19 protein-coding genes and 1 pseudogene are annotated in these 15,907 nt (G+C 60.0%); 17 read left to right on the top strand and 3 right to left on the bottom strand.

Going from position 1 to position 15,907, the window contains the following annotated elements; translation table 11 throughout:
- Together AC1RO0_RS22620 and AC1RO0_RS22615 are read left to right on the top strand one after the other, a co-directional pair.
- Positions 1 to 105 (top strand): annotated as a pseudogene (locus tag AC1RO0_RS22620) (IS110 family transposase); the annotation flags it as partial.
- A gap of 67 nt (positions 106 to 172) precedes the next feature.
- Positions 173 to 565, top strand: coding sequence for a VOC family protein (locus tag AC1RO0_RS22615; protein WP_498594999.1), 393 nt, complete (start codon positions 173 to 175; stop codon positions 563 to 565).
- Positions 566 to 713: 148 nt separating this feature from the next.
- On the opposite strand, the gene AC1RO0_RS22610 is transcribed toward AC1RO0_RS22615, so the two are convergent.
- Positions 714 to 1,151 carry a hypothetical protein gene (locus tag AC1RO0_RS22610; RefSeq protein WP_498594998.1) on the bottom strand — a complete coding sequence of 146 codons (438 nt, stop codon included), beginning with the start codon at positions 1,149 to 1,151 and terminating at the stop codon, positions 714 to 716.
- Between the two features lie 311 nt (positions 1,152 to 1,462).
- On the opposite strand from AC1RO0_RS22610, the gene trpS reads away from it, so the two are divergent.
- From trpS to trmB, 15 genes are all read left to right on the top strand, one after another.
- Positions 1,463 to 2,527, top strand: coding sequence for a tryptophan--tRNA ligase (gene trpS / locus AC1RO0_RS22605; RefSeq protein WP_498594997.1), 1,065 nt, complete (start codon positions 1,463 to 1,465; stop codon positions 2,525 to 2,527).
- A gap of 74 nt (positions 2,528 to 2,601) precedes the next feature.
- Positions 2,602 to 3,093 (top strand): universal stress protein, encoded by a 492-nt coding sequence (locus tag AC1RO0_RS22600; RefSeq protein WP_047461320.1) that lies wholly within the window; start codon positions 2,602 to 2,604, stop codon positions 3,091 to 3,093.
- A 118-nt stretch (positions 3,094 to 3,211) separates the two neighbouring features.
- Complete coding sequence (locus tag AC1RO0_RS22595; RefSeq protein WP_007695391.1) at positions 3,212 to 3,778, top strand: NifU family protein; 567 nt, start codon at positions 3,212 to 3,214, stop codon at positions 3,776 to 3,778.
- Positions 3,779 to 3,802: 24 nt separating this feature from the next.
- The gene (gene tsaB / locus AC1RO0_RS22590) at positions 3,803 to 4,459 is read left to right on the top strand and encodes a tRNA (adenosine(37)-N6)-threonylcarbamoyltransferase complex dimerization subunit type 1 TsaB (RefSeq protein ID WP_498594996.1); all 657 of its coding nucleotides are present in this window, start codon (positions 3,803 to 3,805) and stop codon (positions 4,457 to 4,459) included.
- A gap of 2 nt (positions 4,460 to 4,461) precedes the next feature.
- The gene (locus AC1RO0_RS22585; protein ID WP_498594995.1) at positions 4,462 to 4,956 is read left to right on the top strand and encodes a GNAT family N-acetyltransferase; all 495 of its coding nucleotides are present in this window, start codon (positions 4,462 to 4,464) and stop codon (positions 4,954 to 4,956) included.
- A gap of 38 nt (positions 4,957 to 4,994) precedes the next feature.
- Entirely contained in the window at positions 4,995 to 5,423 is a 429-nt protein-coding gene (locus AC1RO0_RS22580; protein ID WP_498594994.1) for a Fur family transcriptional regulator, read from the top strand.
- Between the two features lie 30 nt (positions 5,424 to 5,453).
- Complete coding sequence (gene olsA, locus AC1RO0_RS22575; RefSeq protein WP_498594993.1) at positions 5,454 to 6,251, top strand: lyso-ornithine lipid O-acyltransferase; 798 nt, start codon at positions 5,454 to 5,456, stop codon at positions 6,249 to 6,251.
- A gap of 60 nt (positions 6,252 to 6,311) precedes the next feature.
- Entirely contained in the window at positions 6,312 to 7,724 is a 1,413-nt protein-coding gene (miaB, locus tag AC1RO0_RS22570; RefSeq protein WP_498594992.1) for a tRNA (N6-isopentenyl adenosine(37)-C2)-methylthiotransferase MiaB, read from the top strand.
- A 29-nt stretch (positions 7,725 to 7,753) separates the two neighbouring features.
- Complete coding sequence (locus tag AC1RO0_RS22565) at positions 7,754 to 8,812, top strand: PhoH family protein (RefSeq protein ID WP_498594991.1); 1,059 nt, start codon at positions 7,754 to 7,756, stop codon at positions 8,810 to 8,812.
- Complete coding sequence (gene ybeY, locus AC1RO0_RS22560) at positions 8,812 to 9,318, top strand: rRNA maturation RNase YbeY (RefSeq protein WP_498594990.1); 507 nt, start codon at positions 8,812 to 8,814, stop codon at positions 9,316 to 9,318. Before AC1RO0_RS22565 ends, ybeY begins: the two co-directional genes overlap by 1 nt.
- 25 nt (positions 9,319 to 9,343) lie before the next feature.
- Positions 9,344 to 10,513 (top strand): hemolysin family protein, encoded by a 1,170-nt coding sequence (locus tag AC1RO0_RS22555; RefSeq protein WP_498594989.1) that lies wholly within the window; start codon positions 9,344 to 9,346, stop codon positions 10,511 to 10,513.
- 79 nt (positions 10,514 to 10,592) lie between these two features.
- Complete coding sequence (gene lnt / locus AC1RO0_RS22550) at positions 10,593 to 12,194, top strand: apolipoprotein N-acyltransferase (protein WP_498594988.1); 1,602 nt, start codon at positions 10,593 to 10,595, stop codon at positions 12,192 to 12,194.
- Positions 12,195 to 12,347: 153 nt separating this feature from the next.
- The gene (locus AC1RO0_RS22545) at positions 12,348 to 12,767 is read left to right on the top strand and encodes a helix-turn-helix domain-containing protein (RefSeq protein WP_007695410.1); all 420 of its coding nucleotides are present in this window, start codon (positions 12,348 to 12,350) and stop codon (positions 12,765 to 12,767) included.
- Between the two features lie 188 nt (positions 12,768 to 12,955).
- Positions 12,956 to 14,209 carry a methionine adenosyltransferase gene (gene metK, locus AC1RO0_RS22540; RefSeq protein ID WP_498594987.1) on the top strand — a complete coding sequence of 418 codons (1,254 nt, stop codon included), beginning with the start codon at positions 12,956 to 12,958 and terminating at the stop codon, positions 14,207 to 14,209.
- Positions 14,206 to 14,907 (top strand): tRNA (guanine(46)-N(7))-methyltransferase TrmB, encoded by a 702-nt coding sequence (trmB, locus tag AC1RO0_RS22535; protein ID WP_498594986.1) that lies wholly within the window; start codon positions 14,206 to 14,208, stop codon positions 14,905 to 14,907. Before metK ends, trmB begins: the two co-directional genes overlap by 4 nt.
- Before the next feature lie 146 nt (positions 14,908 to 15,053).
- Here the strand turns inward: trmB and AC1RO0_RS22530 are convergent, their stop codons facing one another.
- Positions 15,054 to 15,314, bottom strand: coding sequence for a BQ00720 family protein (locus tag AC1RO0_RS22530; RefSeq protein ID WP_007695413.1), 261 nt, complete (start codon positions 15,312 to 15,314; stop codon positions 15,054 to 15,056).
- A gap of 45 nt (positions 15,315 to 15,359) precedes the next feature.
- On the bottom strand, positions 15,360 to 15,791 hold the full coding sequence (locus tag AC1RO0_RS22525; RefSeq protein WP_498594985.1) for an Hsp20 family protein: 432 nt from the start codon (positions 15,789 to 15,791) through the stop codon (positions 15,360 to 15,362).
- Between the last annotated feature and the right edge of the window lie 116 nt (positions 15,792 to 15,907).

The raw sequence follows: 15,907 nt of genomic DNA, 5'->3' as shown, positions 1-15,907 counted from the left end.
GCTTCCGGCAAACCAAAGATCGTCGCCATCGTCGCAACCATGCGAAAGCTTCTTACCATCCTCAATGCCATCATCCGAGATCAAAAACCATGGCAATCAGCTTGACCAACAAGACAGTCGCTCTCCCCGCAAGCGGGGCGAGGGGACGATTTGCCAAATGCGGAGCCCATGCATGCCCCAATCCCTCTTCCTCATTACCCTCGTTGTCGACGACTACGATCACGCCAAGACTTTCTATTGCGATTGCCTCGGCTTCGACTGCCTGCAGGATGAAGTGCAGCCCGAAGACAAGCGCTGGATCGTGGTAAAGCCGAAGGGTGGTGAGGGTGCGGCGTTGCTGCTGGCGCAAGCTGCCGATGATGGGCAACGGGCGGCCATCGGTAACCAGACTGGCGGCCGTGTCGGCTTCTTTCTCAACACCGATGATTTCGCCCGTGATCACGCGGCGATGGTCGCAAAAGGTGTCCGTTTTCTCGAGGAGCCGCGCCATGAGGTTTACGGCACCGTCGCGGTCTTCGCCGATCCCTACGGCAACACCTGGGATCTGATCCAGCATTCTACCTGATGCGGGATACCGATTCGAATGGTTGCGTCGGCGAAAATTGCGATTCTGTGTAGCAAATGCCGCTGACAGCAGCTTTCAGTCCAACCCGGACTCTGGGCTGCCGCAAAAATCTCTCGCGAATAGAATACCCGACTTTTGCGAATGATATTTACGACAAGGAACGGCTCTTTGTCTGCCGGGTAGCCTCTGCAATCCAAAAGAGCGCGAACAACGGCAGCGGAAGTAGTTTCTGGACAGCGACCCATGCGTCAATATTCAAAATCACCGCTGAAATGCAGGAAATGATCACGATGCTGAAAGCGCATGCGGATAATCCAAAATATGTCTGTTGCCATTGCACAATTGACATAGGTGATCGCTGTTCGAAGAGGATGTTTTGAATGCTTGTGATCTGCATAGCCAACATTGCGAACATGATGGCGGCTGGTAGGAACATGAGCGAACGCCGAACCCTGACAGAATTACTTGTCACCCCGAACAGTGAATGATCCAATTTGTACAGCATATAGGCGATGCCGCCGTTCAGGGCCAAGATAATGATTGAACGCCAGAGGATACTCCAAAACACATGGACAAATCTGGCCATTCTTCTCCCCCATCGCGAAACTCCCGACTAAAGCGACTGTTTTGCATTTGATATTTGCGATGTCGCAAATTGATGACGTTCATAAGCTTTCGCAATGATTGCAATTGAGGCAATCTCATTGTCTTGGAGCGGGTTGGTGGTATTTGCTACACAATTCCGGAAAATTGTGTAGCTGTTTTCGAATAAGATCACGTCTAATCGAATCCGCCACATATCCTCTTGATCCCCGCCTGTCCGCCGTGCATAAGCCGCTCGAAACCAAGGGTCGAGCGCCGCTCGACCAGGCCCTCCACAAGCCTTTCGAGGACGACATGACCGAATTCAAGCCGCTCGTATTCTCCGGCGTCCAGCCGACCGGCAATCTCCATCTCGGCAATTATCTCGGCGCGATCCGTAAGTTCGTGGCGCTGCAAGAGAAGAGCGACTGCATGTATTGCGTCGTCGACATGCATGCGCTCACCGCCCAGCTTGTGCATGAGGACATGCGGAGCCAGACGCGGTCGATCACCGCCGCCTTCCTTGCCGCCGGCATCGATCCGGAAAAGCATATCGTCTTCAATCAGTCGACCGTGCCGGGCCATGCCGAACTCGCCTGGATTTTCAATTGCGTCGCCCGCATCGGCTGGATGAACCGCATGACGCAGTTCAAGGACAAGGCCGGCAAGGACCGCGAGCAGGCCTCCCTCGGCCTCTATGCCTATCCAAGCCTGATGGCCGCCGATATTCTGCTTTATCGCGCCACGCATGTGCCTGTTGGTGACGACCAGAAGCAGCATCTGGAATTGACCCGCGATATCGCCATGAAGTTCAATCTGGACTTCATGGAGCACATTCGCCGCTCGGGCTACGGCATCGACATCACGGTCGGCGACGAGCCGGTGCATGCCTATTTCCCGATGGTCGAGCCGCTGATCGACGGCCCGGCGCCGCGCGTCATGTCCTTGCGCGATGGCACCAAGAAGATGTCGAAGTCGGACGCCTCCGACCTGTCGCGCATCAACCTGCTCGACGACGAGGAAAACATCTCGAAGAAGATCCGCAAGGCCAAGACCGATCCGGATGGCTTGCCGAGCGAGATTGCCGGTCTCGCCGGACGCCCGGAGGCCGACAATCTCGTTGGCATCTATGCCGCCCTTGCCGACAAGTCGAAGGCGGACGTGCTCTCGGAATTCGGCGGTCAGCAGTTCTCCGTCTTCAAGCCGGCCCTGGTCGATCTCGCCGTCAATGTGCTGTCGCCGATCACCGGCGAGATGCGCCGCCTGATGGCTGATCCCGGCCATATCGATGCCGTCCTGCGCGATGGCGGCGCCCGCGCCCGCGCCCGCGCCGAGGTGACGATGAACCAGGTCCGCGACATCGTCGGCTTCATCTACTGACCATCTTATGAAGGCAGCCCCCGTTGAGAAACGGGGGCTTGCAAAACGCCGCCTTCAGGTGTCAGAGTTGCCGCATGGTATCAAAACGTCTCTCACGGCTCGAAGGTCATCGCCGCAAGTTCATGGCGGTCATCGACGGCACGCCTGAATGCCAGCGTGCCGTCCATTATGCCGGCCGGCGGGCCAAGAATTCCAATGGCGGCCTTGTGCTTCTCTATGTGATCCCCGAGGGCGATTTCCAGCAATGGTTGGGTGTCGAGGAGATCATGCGGGCGGAAGCGCGCGAGGAGGCTGAGGCAACGACGGCAAAGGCGGCGCAGATCGTGCGCGAGAATATCGGCATCGATCCGGAGATCGTCATTCGCGAAGGGTCGGCCGCCGATGAGATCAATGCGATGATCGAGGAAGACCGGGATATCGCGCTTCTCGTTCTGGCCGCCGGCTCAGCCAAGGAAGGACCGGGGCCGCTGGTGTCTTCGATCGCGGGGCGTGCTGCTGCCTTTCCGATCCCGGTGACGGTGCTGCCGGATACATTGACGAACGAGGAAATCGACGCTCTAAGCTGAGTTGGCAAGGGCTATTTCTTGAGGCCTGGTCTCTTGATTAGAGCGGCCAAAAAGCCTATCTTCTTTTGAAGTATTCTAAAGTCGGCGCAGGGCTCTAGCCCGCCGCATGGAGATCAAGATGTTCATTCAGACCGAAGCGACGCCGAACCCCGCGACCTTGAAGTTCCTGCCGGGCAAGGTGGTGATGGAAAGCGGCACGGCCGAATTCCGCAGTGCCGACGAGGCGGAAGTCTCGCCGCTTGCCGCTCGCCTGTTCGACATTCCCGGCGTCAGCGGCGTCTATTTCGGCTATGATTTCATCTCCGTCTCCAAGGACGACCAGGAATGGCAGCATCTGAAGCCCGCCATTCTTGGCTCGATCATGGAGCATTTCATGTCCGGCAAGCCGGTCATGGGCGCAGCATCGGTCCTTTCCGAAGCGCAGGATGCCAGCGGCGAGTTCTTTGATGAAGGCGACGCGACGATCGTGCTGACGATCAAGGAACTGCTCGAGACCCGTGTTCGTCCGGCCGTTGCCCAGGATGGCGGCGACATCACTTTCCGCGGTTTCCGTGATGGCAAGGTCTACCTCAACATGAAGGGATCCTGCGCCGGTTGCCCGTCGTCCACGGCGACGTTGAAGCATGGCATCCAGAACTTGCTGCGCCATTTCGTTCCGGAAGTTCAGGAAGTCGAAGCCGTTTAATCTTCGCATTTCGGAAAAACAAACATGATTGTACTGGCGCTCGACACGGCAGGTGTGGATTGCGCTGCCGCGGTGTATGATAGCGGCAGTGATTCTGTGATGGGGGAGGTCACGGAGACGATCGGGCGGGGGCATGCCGAGCATTTGATGGATGTTGTCGACGCGGCGCTGGCGAAAGCCGATATAGCGCTCGCAGCGGTCGAACGCATCGTCGTGACCGTCGGTCCCGGCTCTTTCACCGGCATCCGCATCGGCGTCGCCGCCGCTCGGGGTTTCGCGCTCTCCCTCAACATTCCCGCCATCGGCGTCACGACCCTAGAGGTCATGGCCGCTAGCGCGCGGGAGCAGAATCCGGGTCAATCGGTTCTGGCCGCCATCGACGCCAAGCGCGAGGAGATCTATCTCCAGTCCTTCGACGCCGATGGCCGCCCGCTGGACGAGGCCCGTGCCGTGACAATCGATGAAGCGCTCGTGATCGCTGGCGCCTTCGACGGTATCGTCACCGGTACGGCCGTCGCCCGGCTCAGCGATGCGCCGCCCGCGGAGCGGCCCGACGCATTTCCGATTGCCGTCGTTGCCCGGCTGGGCGCTGCCAAACCTGTCAGCGACAAGCCGAAACCGCTTTATCTTCGCGGACCCGATGCCAGACCGCAGGCCGGATACGCTGTTGCCAGGCTATAGACATGCTCGAATCTTATCTAACCTTGAAAGCCGAATACGAGATCGTCCCGATGCAGCTGCGGGATTGCATTGAAGTAGCCGCCCTGCATGGCGAGCGCTTTGCGCGGGTCTGGAGCGATACCGAGTTCGAGGATCTGCTGTCGCAGGACACGACCTTCGGCTTCGTCGCCCGGCAGACCAATGCCATCCTGAAGAAGCCGCTTCCGGGCTTCGTGCTGGCGCGGCATATGGCTGATGAGGCCGAGATCCTGACGATTGCCGTCAGCGCCAAGCTCGGACGCACCGGCCTCGGCTGGCGGCTGATGCAGGCGGCGTTGCGTGAGGCGCGCAATCGCGGTGGCGAAACCATGTTTCTTGAGGTCGACGGCGTCAATCAGCCGGCCATCGGGCTCTACCGCAAGCTCGGTTTCGAGACGGTCGGCGAGCGCAAGGCTTATTATGTCGATGAAAACGGCGCGAAATCGACGGCGCTTGTCATGCGGCGCGTTCTTCGCTAGTCCGTTGTCATAGACGAAGTGACCGAAGACCGTATTCCATGACCGATGCCGTAAAATCTCTGGAAGAGCTTTGCGCCGAGCGCGGCATGCGTATGACGGAGCAGCGCAAGGTTATTGCCCGCATCATTGAAAGTTCCGAGGATCATCCCGACGTCGAGGAGCTGTACCGCCGCTCCGTCAAAGTGGATGCGAAGATCTCGATTTCGACGGTCTATCGCACGGTGAAGCTTTTCGAGGACGCCGGCCTTCTCGCCCGTCATGATTTCCGCGACGGTCGCTCGCGTTACGAGACCGTGCCGGAAGAGCATCATGATCACCTGATCGATCTGAAGAGCGGCGAGGTGATCGAGTTTCACTCGCCGGAGATCGAGGCGCTACAGGAGCGCATCGCCCGCGAACATGGTTTCAAGCTCGTCGACCACCGGCTGGAACTCTATGGTATCCCGCTGAAAAAGGACGAACGCTGACGTGATGACTGTCGTGCCGGAGCAAAAGATTTGGTGACCTGGCTGCGCGTCGGCTGTGCCGCCATCGTTATCTTTGCCGTCAGTCTCGTCATGCTGCCGTTGCAGATCCTCTGCCTGCGCTTCGACTGGAAGCTCAGGCGCTATCTGCCGCGCTACTGGCACCGCATCGTCTGCTATTGGCTGGGCGTCCGTATCCATGTCGTCGGGCAGCCGGAAAGCCGCCGGCCCTTGATGCTTGCCGCCAACCATTCGTCCTGGCTGGATATCCTCGTGCTGTCCGCCGTTGCCGATGTCGCCTTCATCGCCAAGTCGGAAGTGCGGGACTGGCCGATCTTCGGCCAGTTCGCCCAGTGGCAGAAGAGCGTCTTCATCGAGCGCGAGCAGAAGCGCAAGACCGGCGATCAGGTGAACGAGATCGCCGAGCGCATGGCCAATGGCGAGATCATGGTGCTGTTTCCCGAAGGCACGACCTCAGACGGCAACCGCCTGCTGGAGGTCAAATCCTCGCTGTTTGGCGCTGCCGCCGCCGCCCTGCCGAAAACGCCGGATGCGGTCGTGCATGTCCAGCCGGTGGCGGTCGCCTATACCCGCATTCACGGCATCGCCATGGGCCGCTACTATCGCCCGATCGCTGCCTGGCCCGGCGATATCGAACTGGTGCCGCATCTGAAGGACATCGTCGCCTGTGGCGCCATCGATGTCGACGTCTGTTTCGGCGAGGCTGTGGAGTATCGCGCCGACACCAAGCGCAAGGATGTCAGCGCCACGATCGCGCGGCGCATCCGCACCATGCTCGCAAGCCGGCTGCTCGGCCGCGAGATTGCCTGATATCCGGGCGATTCCAACTTTTTGATTTTCTCGGCGAGCAAAAGCCACTACATAGCGGCCATGACCAAGGACAGCTTAACTCTCGACGCCCCGGAGCCGACCGCCCTGCAGCTCGGCATCCGCGATGGCTCCAACAGCCGCAAGGTTTTCATCAAGACCTACGGCTGTCAGATGAACGTCTATGACTCGACGCGGATGAGCGATGCGCTCGCCCGCGATGGCTATGAGCCGACTGAGGACATGGAAGAGGCGGACCTCGTTCTATTGAATACCTGTCATATCCGCGAGAAGGCGGCCGAAAAGGTCTATTCCGCGCTCGGTCGTCTGCGCGATATGAAGAAGCGCAAGGCTGCCGACGGCCGCGAGATGATGATCGGCGTGACGGGCTGCGTCGCCCAGGCCGAAGGCGAGGAAATTCTTCGCCGCGCGCCTGCCGTCGATGTTGTCATCGGCCCGCAGACCTACCACCGCCTGCCGGACGCGCTGCGTCGCGCCAAGGAAGGCCATCGCGTCGTCGATACGGAATATGCGCTCGAGGACAAGTTCGAACATCTGCCGACGCCCGAGAGGTCGAAAATCCGCGCTCGCGGCGTTACCGCGTTCCTGACGGTGCAGGAAGGCTGCGACAAATTCTGCACTTTTTGCGTTGTGCCCTACACGCGCGGCTCCGAAGTCTCCCGTTCGGTCGCCCAGATCGTCGAAGAGGCTGAAAAACTTGTGGATGGCGGGGTGCGCGAAATCACGCTGCTCGGCCAGAATGTTAACGCCTGGCACGGCGCCGGCCCCAATGGCGAGGCCTGGAGCCTTGGCGATCTGCTGTACCGGCTGTCGGACATTCCGGGTCTTGCCCGGCTGCGCTACACCACCAGCCACCCCCGCGACATGGACGACCGGCTGATCTCGGCGCATCGCGATCTGCGCACGCTGATGCCCTATCTGCATCTGCCGGTACAGTCCGGCTCCAACCGTATTCTGAAGGCGATGAACCGCCGGCATACGGCGGCCGAATATTTTGCCCTGATCGAGAAAATCCGCGCTGCACGGCCGGATATCGCCCTTTCCGGCGATTTCATCGTCGGTTTCCCGGGGGAGACAGAACAGGATTTTGCGGATACACTCCGTCTGGTGGAGGAGGTGAACTATGCGCAAGCCTTCTCGTTCAAATATTCGACGCGTCCGGGTACGCCCGGCGCGGAGCTGAAAGACCAGGTGCCGGAAGAGATCAAGGCGGAACGGCTTGAACGGTTGCAGGCGTTGCTATTGAAGCAGCAGCACGCTTTCGCGGATGCCTGTGTCGGCAAAGTGGTCGATGTGCTCCTGGAAAAGCCTGGCCGGATGCCGGGACAGTTGATAGGTCGCTCTCCCTGGCTTCAGTCTGTGAATATTGATGCAAAAGCATCGCAAATCGGTGACATTATAAACGTACGAATCACCGGGACCAGCACCAACAGCCTTTTTGCTGAGTTGCTCTAGGTTTCGGACGGCACAAGGAGCCACACCGCTTGAACGGACAGGAATTGGTTTCTTCATCATCGCGCCAGCCCCGCATCGCGAGCGACGCCAATCACTTCATCCTGACGTTCGAGAATAATCGGTTCGCCAGCGAACTTTTCGGACAGTTCGATCAGAATCTGAAGCTGCTCGAGGAGCGTCTCGGTATCGACGCCCGCGCCCGCGGCAACTCCGTCGTCATCACCGGCGATGTCTCGGCCACCAACCAGGCGCGCCGCACCCTCGATTATCTCTATGACAAGCTGCAGAAAGGTGGGAATGTGGAGCGCTCCGACGTGGAAGGGGCAATCCGTATGGCGGTTGCCGCCGACGACCAACTGACGTTGCCGACCATGGAGAAAAAAGCCAAGTTGACGATGGCGCAGATTTCGACGCGCAAGAAGACGATCATTGCGCGCACGCCGACACAGGATGCCTATATGCGGGCGCTGGAGCGTTCCGAGATGGTCTTCGGCGTCGGCCCGGCCGGCACCGGCAAGACCTATCTCGCCGTTGCCCACGCCTGCCAGCTTCTGGAGCGCGGCGCCGTCGAGAAGATCATCCTGTCCCGCCCGGCCGTCGAAGCCGGCGAGCGTCTTGGCTTCCTGCCCGGCGACATGAAGGAAAAGGTCGACCCCTATCTCCGTCCGCTCTATGACGCGCTCTACGACATGATGCCGGCCGACAAGGTCGAACGTGCCATTACCGCCGGCGTCATCGAAATTGCGCCGCTCGCCTTCATGCGCGGCCGCACGCTCGCCAACGCCGTCGTCATTCTCGATGAGGCGCAGAACACGACCGCTATGCAGATGAAGATGTTCCTGACCCGCCTCGGCGACAATGGGCGCATGATCATCACCGGCGACCCGAGCCAGGTCGACCTGCCGCGCGGCATCAAGTCAGGCCTGGTAGAAGCCCTGGATCTGTTGACCGGCGTCGAGGGCATCACCATCGTCCGCTTCAAGGACGTTGACGTCGTCCGCCATCCGCTGGTGGCGCGCATCGTCAGGGCCTATGACGCGACCTATGCCGTCCCGGCTGTGGGTGGTGAGGCCGATCCGCAGATCTGATGGCCGAACTCGATATACAGATCAGCGTCGAGGAGGGCGATTGGCCCTCCGAAGACGTCTTGCAGGCTTTGGCCGAGCGCGTTCTTGGCGTAGCCGCCGCCTATCTCAAAAAAAATGAGAAGCAGCCTTTTCCGAAAACGGCGCCGGAGCTGTCGCTCGTCTTTACCGACGATGCCGCGATCCGTGAGATCAATGCGGAATGGCGCGAGCAGGACAAGGCGACCAACGTCTTGTCTTTCCCCGCTTTTCCGCTGGTTCCCGGCGGCAAGCCCGGCCCGATGCTCGGCGATATCATCATCGCCAGGGAGACGGTGGAGCGCGAGGCGGTCGAGCTGGAAAAGAGTTTTGACGACCATCTGACGCATTTGATGGTGCATGGTTTCTTGCATCTCTTCGGCTACGACCATATGAATAATAGCGAAGCCGAAAGAATGGAGGGGCTAGAGACTCGCATTTTGGCTGGTCTTGGCCTATCTGATCCCTATGCGGGGCAGGACCCCATTTGACTTGAACCCTGTCTGATCAGGAACAATGAGCGACTTTACGACAAGACCGGCCTCCGAGGCCAAAGACGGCGCCGACACCGCCTCCTCCGATGAGGCAGGCAGTAGTAGCAACGGCAAGCGATCGCAATCTTCCTTCTGGGCACGCGCAGCGCGCATTCTACGTCCGGCTCAAGGGTCGGCACGACTGCGCGAGGATCTTGCCGACGCGTTGATGACCAGCGCAACGGATGACGATGCCTTTTCGCCGGACGAGCGGGCGATGCTGCACAACATCCTCCGCTTTCGCGAAGTGCGGGTCGAGGACGTCATGGTGCCACGCGCCGATATCGAGGCGGTCGACCAGAATATCACCATCGGCGAGCTGATGATCCTGTTCGAGGAGAGCGGCCGCTCGCGCATGCCGGTCTATGCCGAAACGCTGGATGATCCGCGCGGCATGGTGCATATCCGCGATCTGCTCTCCTATGTCGCAAAGCAGGCGCGCAACAAGCGCCGCGCCGGCAATGGCAAGACTGCCGCAGCCGCATCAGCCGCGACCCCGACCGAAAAGCCGGCACGCTCGGCCAAGCCGAATTTTGACCTTTCGCGCGTCGATCTTCAGAAGACGCTGGCCGAAGCCGGCATCATCAGGAAGATCCTCTTCGTGCCGCCCTCGATGCTTGCCTCGGATCTTCTGCGGCGCATGCAGGTCAACCGCACGCAGATGGCTCTCGTCATCGACGAATATGGCGGCACCGACGGTCTTGCATCGCATGAAGACATTGTCGAAATGGTTGTCGGCGATATCGACGACGAACATGATGACGACGAGGTGATGTTCAAGCGCGTCTCCGAAGACGTCTTCGTCGCCGATGCTCGTGTCGAACTGGAGGAGATCGCCGCGGCGATCGGCTCCGATTTCGATATCAGCGAGCAGGTGGACGAGGTGGATACGCTGGGCGGATTGATCTTCTCCGCGCTCGGCCGCATTCCTGTGCGTGGCGAGGTCGTGCAGGCGCTGCCGGGCTTCGAGTTTCATATTCTCGACGCCGATCCGCGCCGCATCAAAAAGGTCCGCATCACCCGCAAGCGTCATGCCGTGCGCCGTCGTCCGGCCAAAGCGGACGGCGAGGGAGGCGGCCTCGACCGCGATCTGCCGTCGCCGGACGCGCTTTCCGAGGGATCTTCGGTCGAACGGAACGCCGCCAGCCAATAGAGCGGCGCTTCAACAGGACAAATCGCTGCTTTTTTGAAAGACTGCGGCCAATTGATTCGCAGTTTGACGGAGCGCGCGCATGGAACGGCTTTCGGGCAAGGTGATCCTCGTCTGGGGTTTCAAACGCGCGCTGCTTGCCATTCTCGCCGGAGCCATCGGTGTCCTGGCGCTGCCGCCCTTCGGCTTCTTCGCGGCGATGTTCGTATCCTTCACGCTGCTAGTCTGGCTACTGGACGGCGCCGCGGCTGGCCCTGACAGCGGCTTTCTTGGCCGTCTGTGGCCGGCTTTTATCACCGGCTGGCTATTCGGCTTCGGTTATTTCGTCGCCGGTCTCTGGTGGCTCGGCCATGCGCTTCTGATCGACGCCGATCAATTCGCCTGGGCATTGCCGCTGGCGATCCTCGGCCTGCCTGCCTTCCTGGCGATCTTTTACGGTGTGGCGGCAGCGCTTGCCCGCCTGCTCTGGTCCGACGGCATGGGACGTATTGCCGCACTCGCCTTCGGTTTTGGCCTGCTGGAATGGCTGCGTAGTTTCCTTTTCACCGGTTTTCCCTGGAATGCCATCGGTTACGGCGCCATGCCCATACCGCTGATGATGCAATCGGCGCATGTGATCGGCGTGCTCGGCGTCACCGTGCTTGCCGTCTTCGTTTTCGCCGCCCCGGCCTTGCTGGGAACGCGCCAGGGCCGAGTACCGGGGATCGGGTTGGCGGTGCTCATCGCCGCCGCGCATTTCGGTTACGGCTATTATGCGCTCAACCTGCCGGCGCTGCCGCCGGTGGCCGGCAAGGCGGCTCCGGTGGTGCGTATCGTGCAACCGGCGATCGACCAGGAAGCCAAGATGGATACGACCGCCGACCGCAACGCCATCTTCGACAAGCATCTTTCGCTTTCGGTCCAGCCGCCTGTGAATGGCGGCAAGCGGCCCGATATCATCGTCTGGCCGGAAACCGCCATACCCTTCATTCTGACCGATAATCAGGATGCGCTCACCCGCATCGCGGACCAGCTCGACGACGACCAGATCCTGATCACCGGCGCGGTTCGGGTCGAGGATATGGGGCCGGGCGTCGAGCCGCGCTATTACAATTCCGTCTACGTCATCGACGGTCGGGGCCAGATCATCGGCGCCTCCGACAAGACCCATCTCGTTCCTTTCGGCGAGTATGTGCCCTTCGAAAATATCCTTGGCTATCTCGGTATCGAGAATGTCGTTGAGCTGCCCGGCGGCTTTTCTGCCGCCGCGAGCCGGCAGTTGTTGACGCTGCCTGATGGCATCAAACTCTACCCGCTGATCTGCTACGAGATCATCTTTCCGAATGAGATGACGCCGGAAATCCGGCAGGCGGATGCCATTCTGAACGTCACGAACGATGCCTGGTTCGGGGATACGCCCGGTCCCTACCAGCACTTCCTGCAGGCGCGGGTGAGAGCGGTCGAGCAGGGCTTACCGCTGATTCGTAGCGCGAACACCGGTGTTTCAGCCTATGTCGACGCTCACGGACGTTTGATTTCTGGAATCGATTTTAATGAGCAGGGGTTCGTCGACTCCACTATGGGTGGTGCAACCGTATCGCGAATCGACGATAGCGTACGGAAAGCCTATTTCTGGTTGATCATCGGGATAATCGGTATGATCGCTGTGATTTCACGCATGGGTTTTATTTCAAGGGCGAATTGACCAAAAAACCCTAAAATTGCATAGTGCATGCCGAACGCTGTTTTGCACGTAGATTAGAAGCCGGGTGGGCGTCGGCTGCAACGTGGCGTTAATAGGGGCGGTTAAGGGCACCGGGTGACAGGACCTGTATTCAACCTATGTTAGGGTAATGAGATGATTGAGAATAAAAAGAAGCCTAACCCGATCGACATTCATGTCGGTAGCCGCATTCGCCTCCGCCGCACCATGCTGGGCATGAGCCAGGAAAAGCTCGGCGAGAGCCTCGGAATTACATTCCAGCAGATCCAGAAATACGAGAAGGGCACCAACCGCGTTGGCGCCAGCCGCCTTCAGAATATTTCCAGCATTCTTAACGTTCCCGTTTCCTTCTTCTTCGAGGATGCGCCCGGCGATCACACGACGACCGCCGGCGGTTTGGCCGAGGCCTCCAGCTCCAACTATGTGGTTGATTTCCTGTCGTCCTCCGAAGGCCTGCAGCTGAACCGCGCCTTCGTGAAGATTTCCGACGGCAAGGTACGCCGCAAGGTCGTCGAACTTGTCAAAGCTCTCGCGGCCGAGGCCGACGCCGAGTAGTCGTTTCGACGCAGCGCCATGATAGCAATGTCGAAAGGCGGCCATTTTGGTCGCCTTTTGCGTGTTTGGCGGAAAAATTTATCACGTTCACCGGGATATAAAGATATATTTATGTCCTTCTGTGGCTTGTTTTTCGGCCCCGACACGAATATCAAAAGAGGAGATTTGTTCTTTGAGGGGAATCCCGCATGCGCGCGAATTATCTGTTTACCAGCGAGTCTGTTGCCGAAGGTCACCCGGATAAAGTTTGTGACCGTATCTCCGATGAAATCGTCGATCTGGTCTACCGCGAAGCTGCAAAGACCGGCATCAACCCCTGGGGCGTACGCATCGCCTGCGAGACCCTTGCCACCACCAACCGTGTCGTCATCGCCGGCGAGGTTCGCCTGCCGCCGAGCCTGATGAAGAAAGACAAGGACGGCAACGACGTCATCAACCCCTCGAAGTTCAAGGCTGCCGCTCGCCGCGCCATCAAGGATATCGGCTACGAGCAGGACGGCTTCCACTGGAAGAAGGCACGCATCGACGTGCTCCTGCATTCGCAGTCCGCCGACATCGCCCAGGGCGTCGACAGCGCCTCCGACCAGCAGGGCGACGAGGGTGCCGGCGACCAGGGCATCATGTTCGGCTATGCCTGCCGCGAAACCCCGGATCTCATGCCGGCGCCGATCTATTATTCGCACAAGATCCTGCAGCTGCTCGCGACCGCCCGCAAGAAGGGCGACGGCGATGTTGCCAAGCTCGGTCCGGACGCCAAGAGCCAGGTGACCGTCCGCTACGTCGACGGCAAGCCGTTCGAGGCAACCTCGATCGTGCTGTCCACCCAGCACCTCGACGAGAGCTGGGATTCGAAGAAGGTCCGCGCCGTCGTCGAACCCTATATCCGCGAAGCGCTCGGCGAGCTGAAGATCGCGCATGATTGCAAGTGGTACATCAACCCGACCGGCAAGTTCGTCATCGGCGGCCCGGACGGTGATGCCGGCCTGACCGGCCGCAAGATCATCGTCGACACCTACGGCGGCGCAGCCCCGCACGGCGGCGGTGCCTTCTCCGGCAAGGACACGACCAAGGTCGACCGTTCCGCCGCCTATGCCGCGCGCTATCTGGCAAAGAACGTCGTTGCTGCCAGCCTTGCCGATCGTTGCACGATCCAGCTTTCCTACGCCATCGGCGTTGCCCAGCCGCTGTCGATCTATGTCGACCTGCACGGCACCGGCAACGGCGTGACCGAGGATCAGGTCGAAGAAGCGATCCGCAAGAACATGGATCTTTCGCCGACCGGTATTCGTCGCCATCTCGACCTCAACAAGCCGATCTACGCCAAGACCTCGGCCTACGGCCATTTCGGCCGCAAGGCGGGCCGTGACGGCTCGTTCTCCTGGGAGCGAACGGATCTCGTCAAGGCGCTGAAGGAATCCGTGAAGATTCGGGAAGCTGCATGATCGATACGGAGCGCCGGTCGCGGGCGACGGAAGCATTCTTTGGCCGGCGCAAGGGTAAAGCCTTGCGCGGCCAGCAGGCCGAAAAGCTTGAAACGCTGCTGCCGCGGTATATCGTCGACCTCTCAACACCGGCGCCTCAGCCGCTGAATGACCTGTTTCCGGAACAGACCGAGCGTCTGCGCCTGGAAATCGGTTTCGGCGGCGGCGAGCACCTGATCCACAGGGCGCTCGAACAATCGACGACCGGCTTCATCGGCGTCGAGCCTTTCGTCAATTCCATGCAGAAGCTGCTTGCCAGCATCGATGAGACCGGCGCCAGCAATATCCGCGTCTATAACGACGACGCGACGCAGCTACTGGACTGGCTGCCGGATGCCTGTCTCGACCAGATCGATCTGCTCTATCCCGATCCCTGGCCGAAGAAGAAACACTGGAAGCGCCGCTTCGTTTCGCAGGTGAACCTCGAACGCTTCCACCGTGTCCTGAAGCCCGGCGCGCGCTTCTGCTTCGCCTCCGACATCGACACCTATGTCAACTGGACGCTACAGCATTGCCACGCCCATGGCGGCTTTGAATGGACGGCGCAGAATGCCGCCGACTGGCTGACGCCCTATGAGGGCTGGCCGAGCACACGCTATGAGGCGAAAGCCCGGCGTGAAGGGCGGTCTTCCGCCTATCTGACGTTCAAGAAGGTTTGAGCGGCCGTTTCGGGGTCGCCGGAGATTGATCTCCAGACATTCAGGCTCTCATGCCGCATCGGGCCTGACGCAGCCCTGCCGGGCTGCGCGCATCGAAGTTGCGAAAGTCGCGGCGATTTCGTTCCGCCGCCTCGTCTTACCGGCGCTTAATGCAGGCTGACCGTCTTCAACTCGTCCTCGGCTGCCTTGTAAAAGGTGCTGGACCGGTTGTCGGTCAGAAGAATCGGGGTGCCGTCGGCGCCGAAGAGCGCCCAGAGGTCGACATCGGGATCGATATCGGAAGGCGCTTCCGGGAAGCAGCGGGATACTTCTTCGGAGCGAATTTTCCGGATATAGGCAACCTCACCGCTGCCCAGATGGGCAAGTTCGGATTGGGTCAGGCGGGCAGTGGCTTCTCTCATAAGCATGTTCGTACCTCCAGTATGAGGGACCAACGGCAATCAGCCGTTGTCCTACTGTGAGACCGAAATGTTAATTTTCTTTACCATACGCGCCGGCTCCGGCCGAATGAGGTCGACGGAGAGCAGTCCGTTCTTCAAAACGGCGCCAAGCACCTGCATGCCGTCCGCCAGAACGAAGACGCGTTGGAATTGCCGGGCCGCAATGCCGCGATAGAGATAATCGCGTTCTTCCTGCTCCACCTGCCGGCCGCGGATGAGAAGCTGGTTTTCTTCCGTGGTGATGTCGAGTTCGTCTTCGGAGAAGCCGGCAACCGCAAGCGTGATGCGCAGGCGTTCGGGCTCGCCCGAAATACGATCGGGGCGCATGCGTTCGATATTGTAGGGGGGGTAACCATCGCTGGTCTTGGAAATCCGCTCCAGCGTCTTTTCCATGGTATCGAAGCCCAGAAGAAGAGGGCTGGCAAAAGGCGTCGTCCGGCTCATCGTCAAGTCCTTGGGTAGCAAGCGACCTTTCCGGACCTGATCGTCAGCACCCGGCTGCCGCTAATATGGGGGCATGGGGAGGGGAGTGCAAGACGGCCCGGCTTCGCAGCTGCGAA

Source organism: Rhizobium sp. GW821-FHT14E12, assembly GCF_058803745.1.
Note: the sequence above shows the minus strand (reverse complement) of the source record. Positions and strands in the feature narration are given on the sequence as shown.

Coding starts and splice junctions, on each gene's coding strand:
- AC1RO0_RS22580 (WP_498594994.1), top strand. CDS start 4,995: ATGACCGATGCCGTAAAATCTCTGGAAGAGCTTTGCGCCGAGCGCGGC.
- AC1RO0_RS22555 (WP_498594989.1), top strand. CDS start 9,344: ATGAGCGACTTTACGACAAGACCGGCCTCCGAGGCCAAAGACGGCGCC.
- AC1RO0_RS22525 (WP_498594985.1), bottom strand. CDS start 15,791: ATGAGCCGGACGACGCCTTTTGCCAGCCCTCTTCTTCTGGGCTTCGAT.
- AC1RO0_RS22530 (WP_007695413.1), bottom strand. CDS start 15,314: ATGCTTATGAGAGAAGCCACTGCCCGCCTGACCCAATCCGAACTTGCC.
- trmB (WP_498594986.1), top strand. CDS start 14,206: ATGATCGATACGGAGCGCCGGTCGCGGGCGACGGAAGCATTCTTTGGC.
- AC1RO0_RS22615 (WP_498594999.1), top strand. CDS start 173: ATGCCCCAATCCCTCTTCCTCATTACCCTCGTTGTCGACGACTACGAT.
- AC1RO0_RS22610 (WP_498594998.1), bottom strand. CDS start 1,151: ATGGCCAGATTTGTCCATGTGTTTTGGAGTATCCTCTGGCGTTCAATC.
- AC1RO0_RS22585 (WP_498594995.1), top strand. CDS start 4,462: ATGCTCGAATCTTATCTAACCTTGAAAGCCGAATACGAGATCGTCCCG.
- metK (WP_498594987.1), top strand. CDS start 12,956: ATGCGCGCGAATTATCTGTTTACCAGCGAGTCTGTTGCCGAAGGTCAC.
- tsaB (WP_498594996.1), top strand. CDS start 3,803: ATGATTGTACTGGCGCTCGACACGGCAGGTGTGGATTGCGCTGCCGCG.
- AC1RO0_RS22595 (WP_007695391.1), top strand. CDS start 3,212: ATGTTCATTCAGACCGAAGCGACGCCGAACCCCGCGACCTTGAAGTTC.
- lnt (WP_498594988.1), top strand. CDS start 10,593: ATGGAACGGCTTTCGGGCAAGGTGATCCTCGTCTGGGGTTTCAAACGC.
- miaB (WP_498594992.1), top strand. CDS start 6,312: ATGACCAAGGACAGCTTAACTCTCGACGCCCCGGAGCCGACCGCCCTG.
- trpS (WP_498594997.1), top strand. CDS start 1,463: ATGACCGAATTCAAGCCGCTCGTATTCTCCGGCGTCCAGCCGACCGGC.
- AC1RO0_RS22545 (WP_007695410.1), top strand. CDS start 12,348: ATGATTGAGAATAAAAAGAAGCCTAACCCGATCGACATTCATGTCGGT.
- AC1RO0_RS22600 (WP_047461320.1), top strand. CDS start 2,602: ATGGTATCAAAACGTCTCTCACGGCTCGAAGGTCATCGCCGCAAGTTC.
- ybeY (WP_498594990.1), top strand. CDS start 8,812: ATGGCCGAACTCGATATACAGATCAGCGTCGAGGAGGGCGATTGGCCC.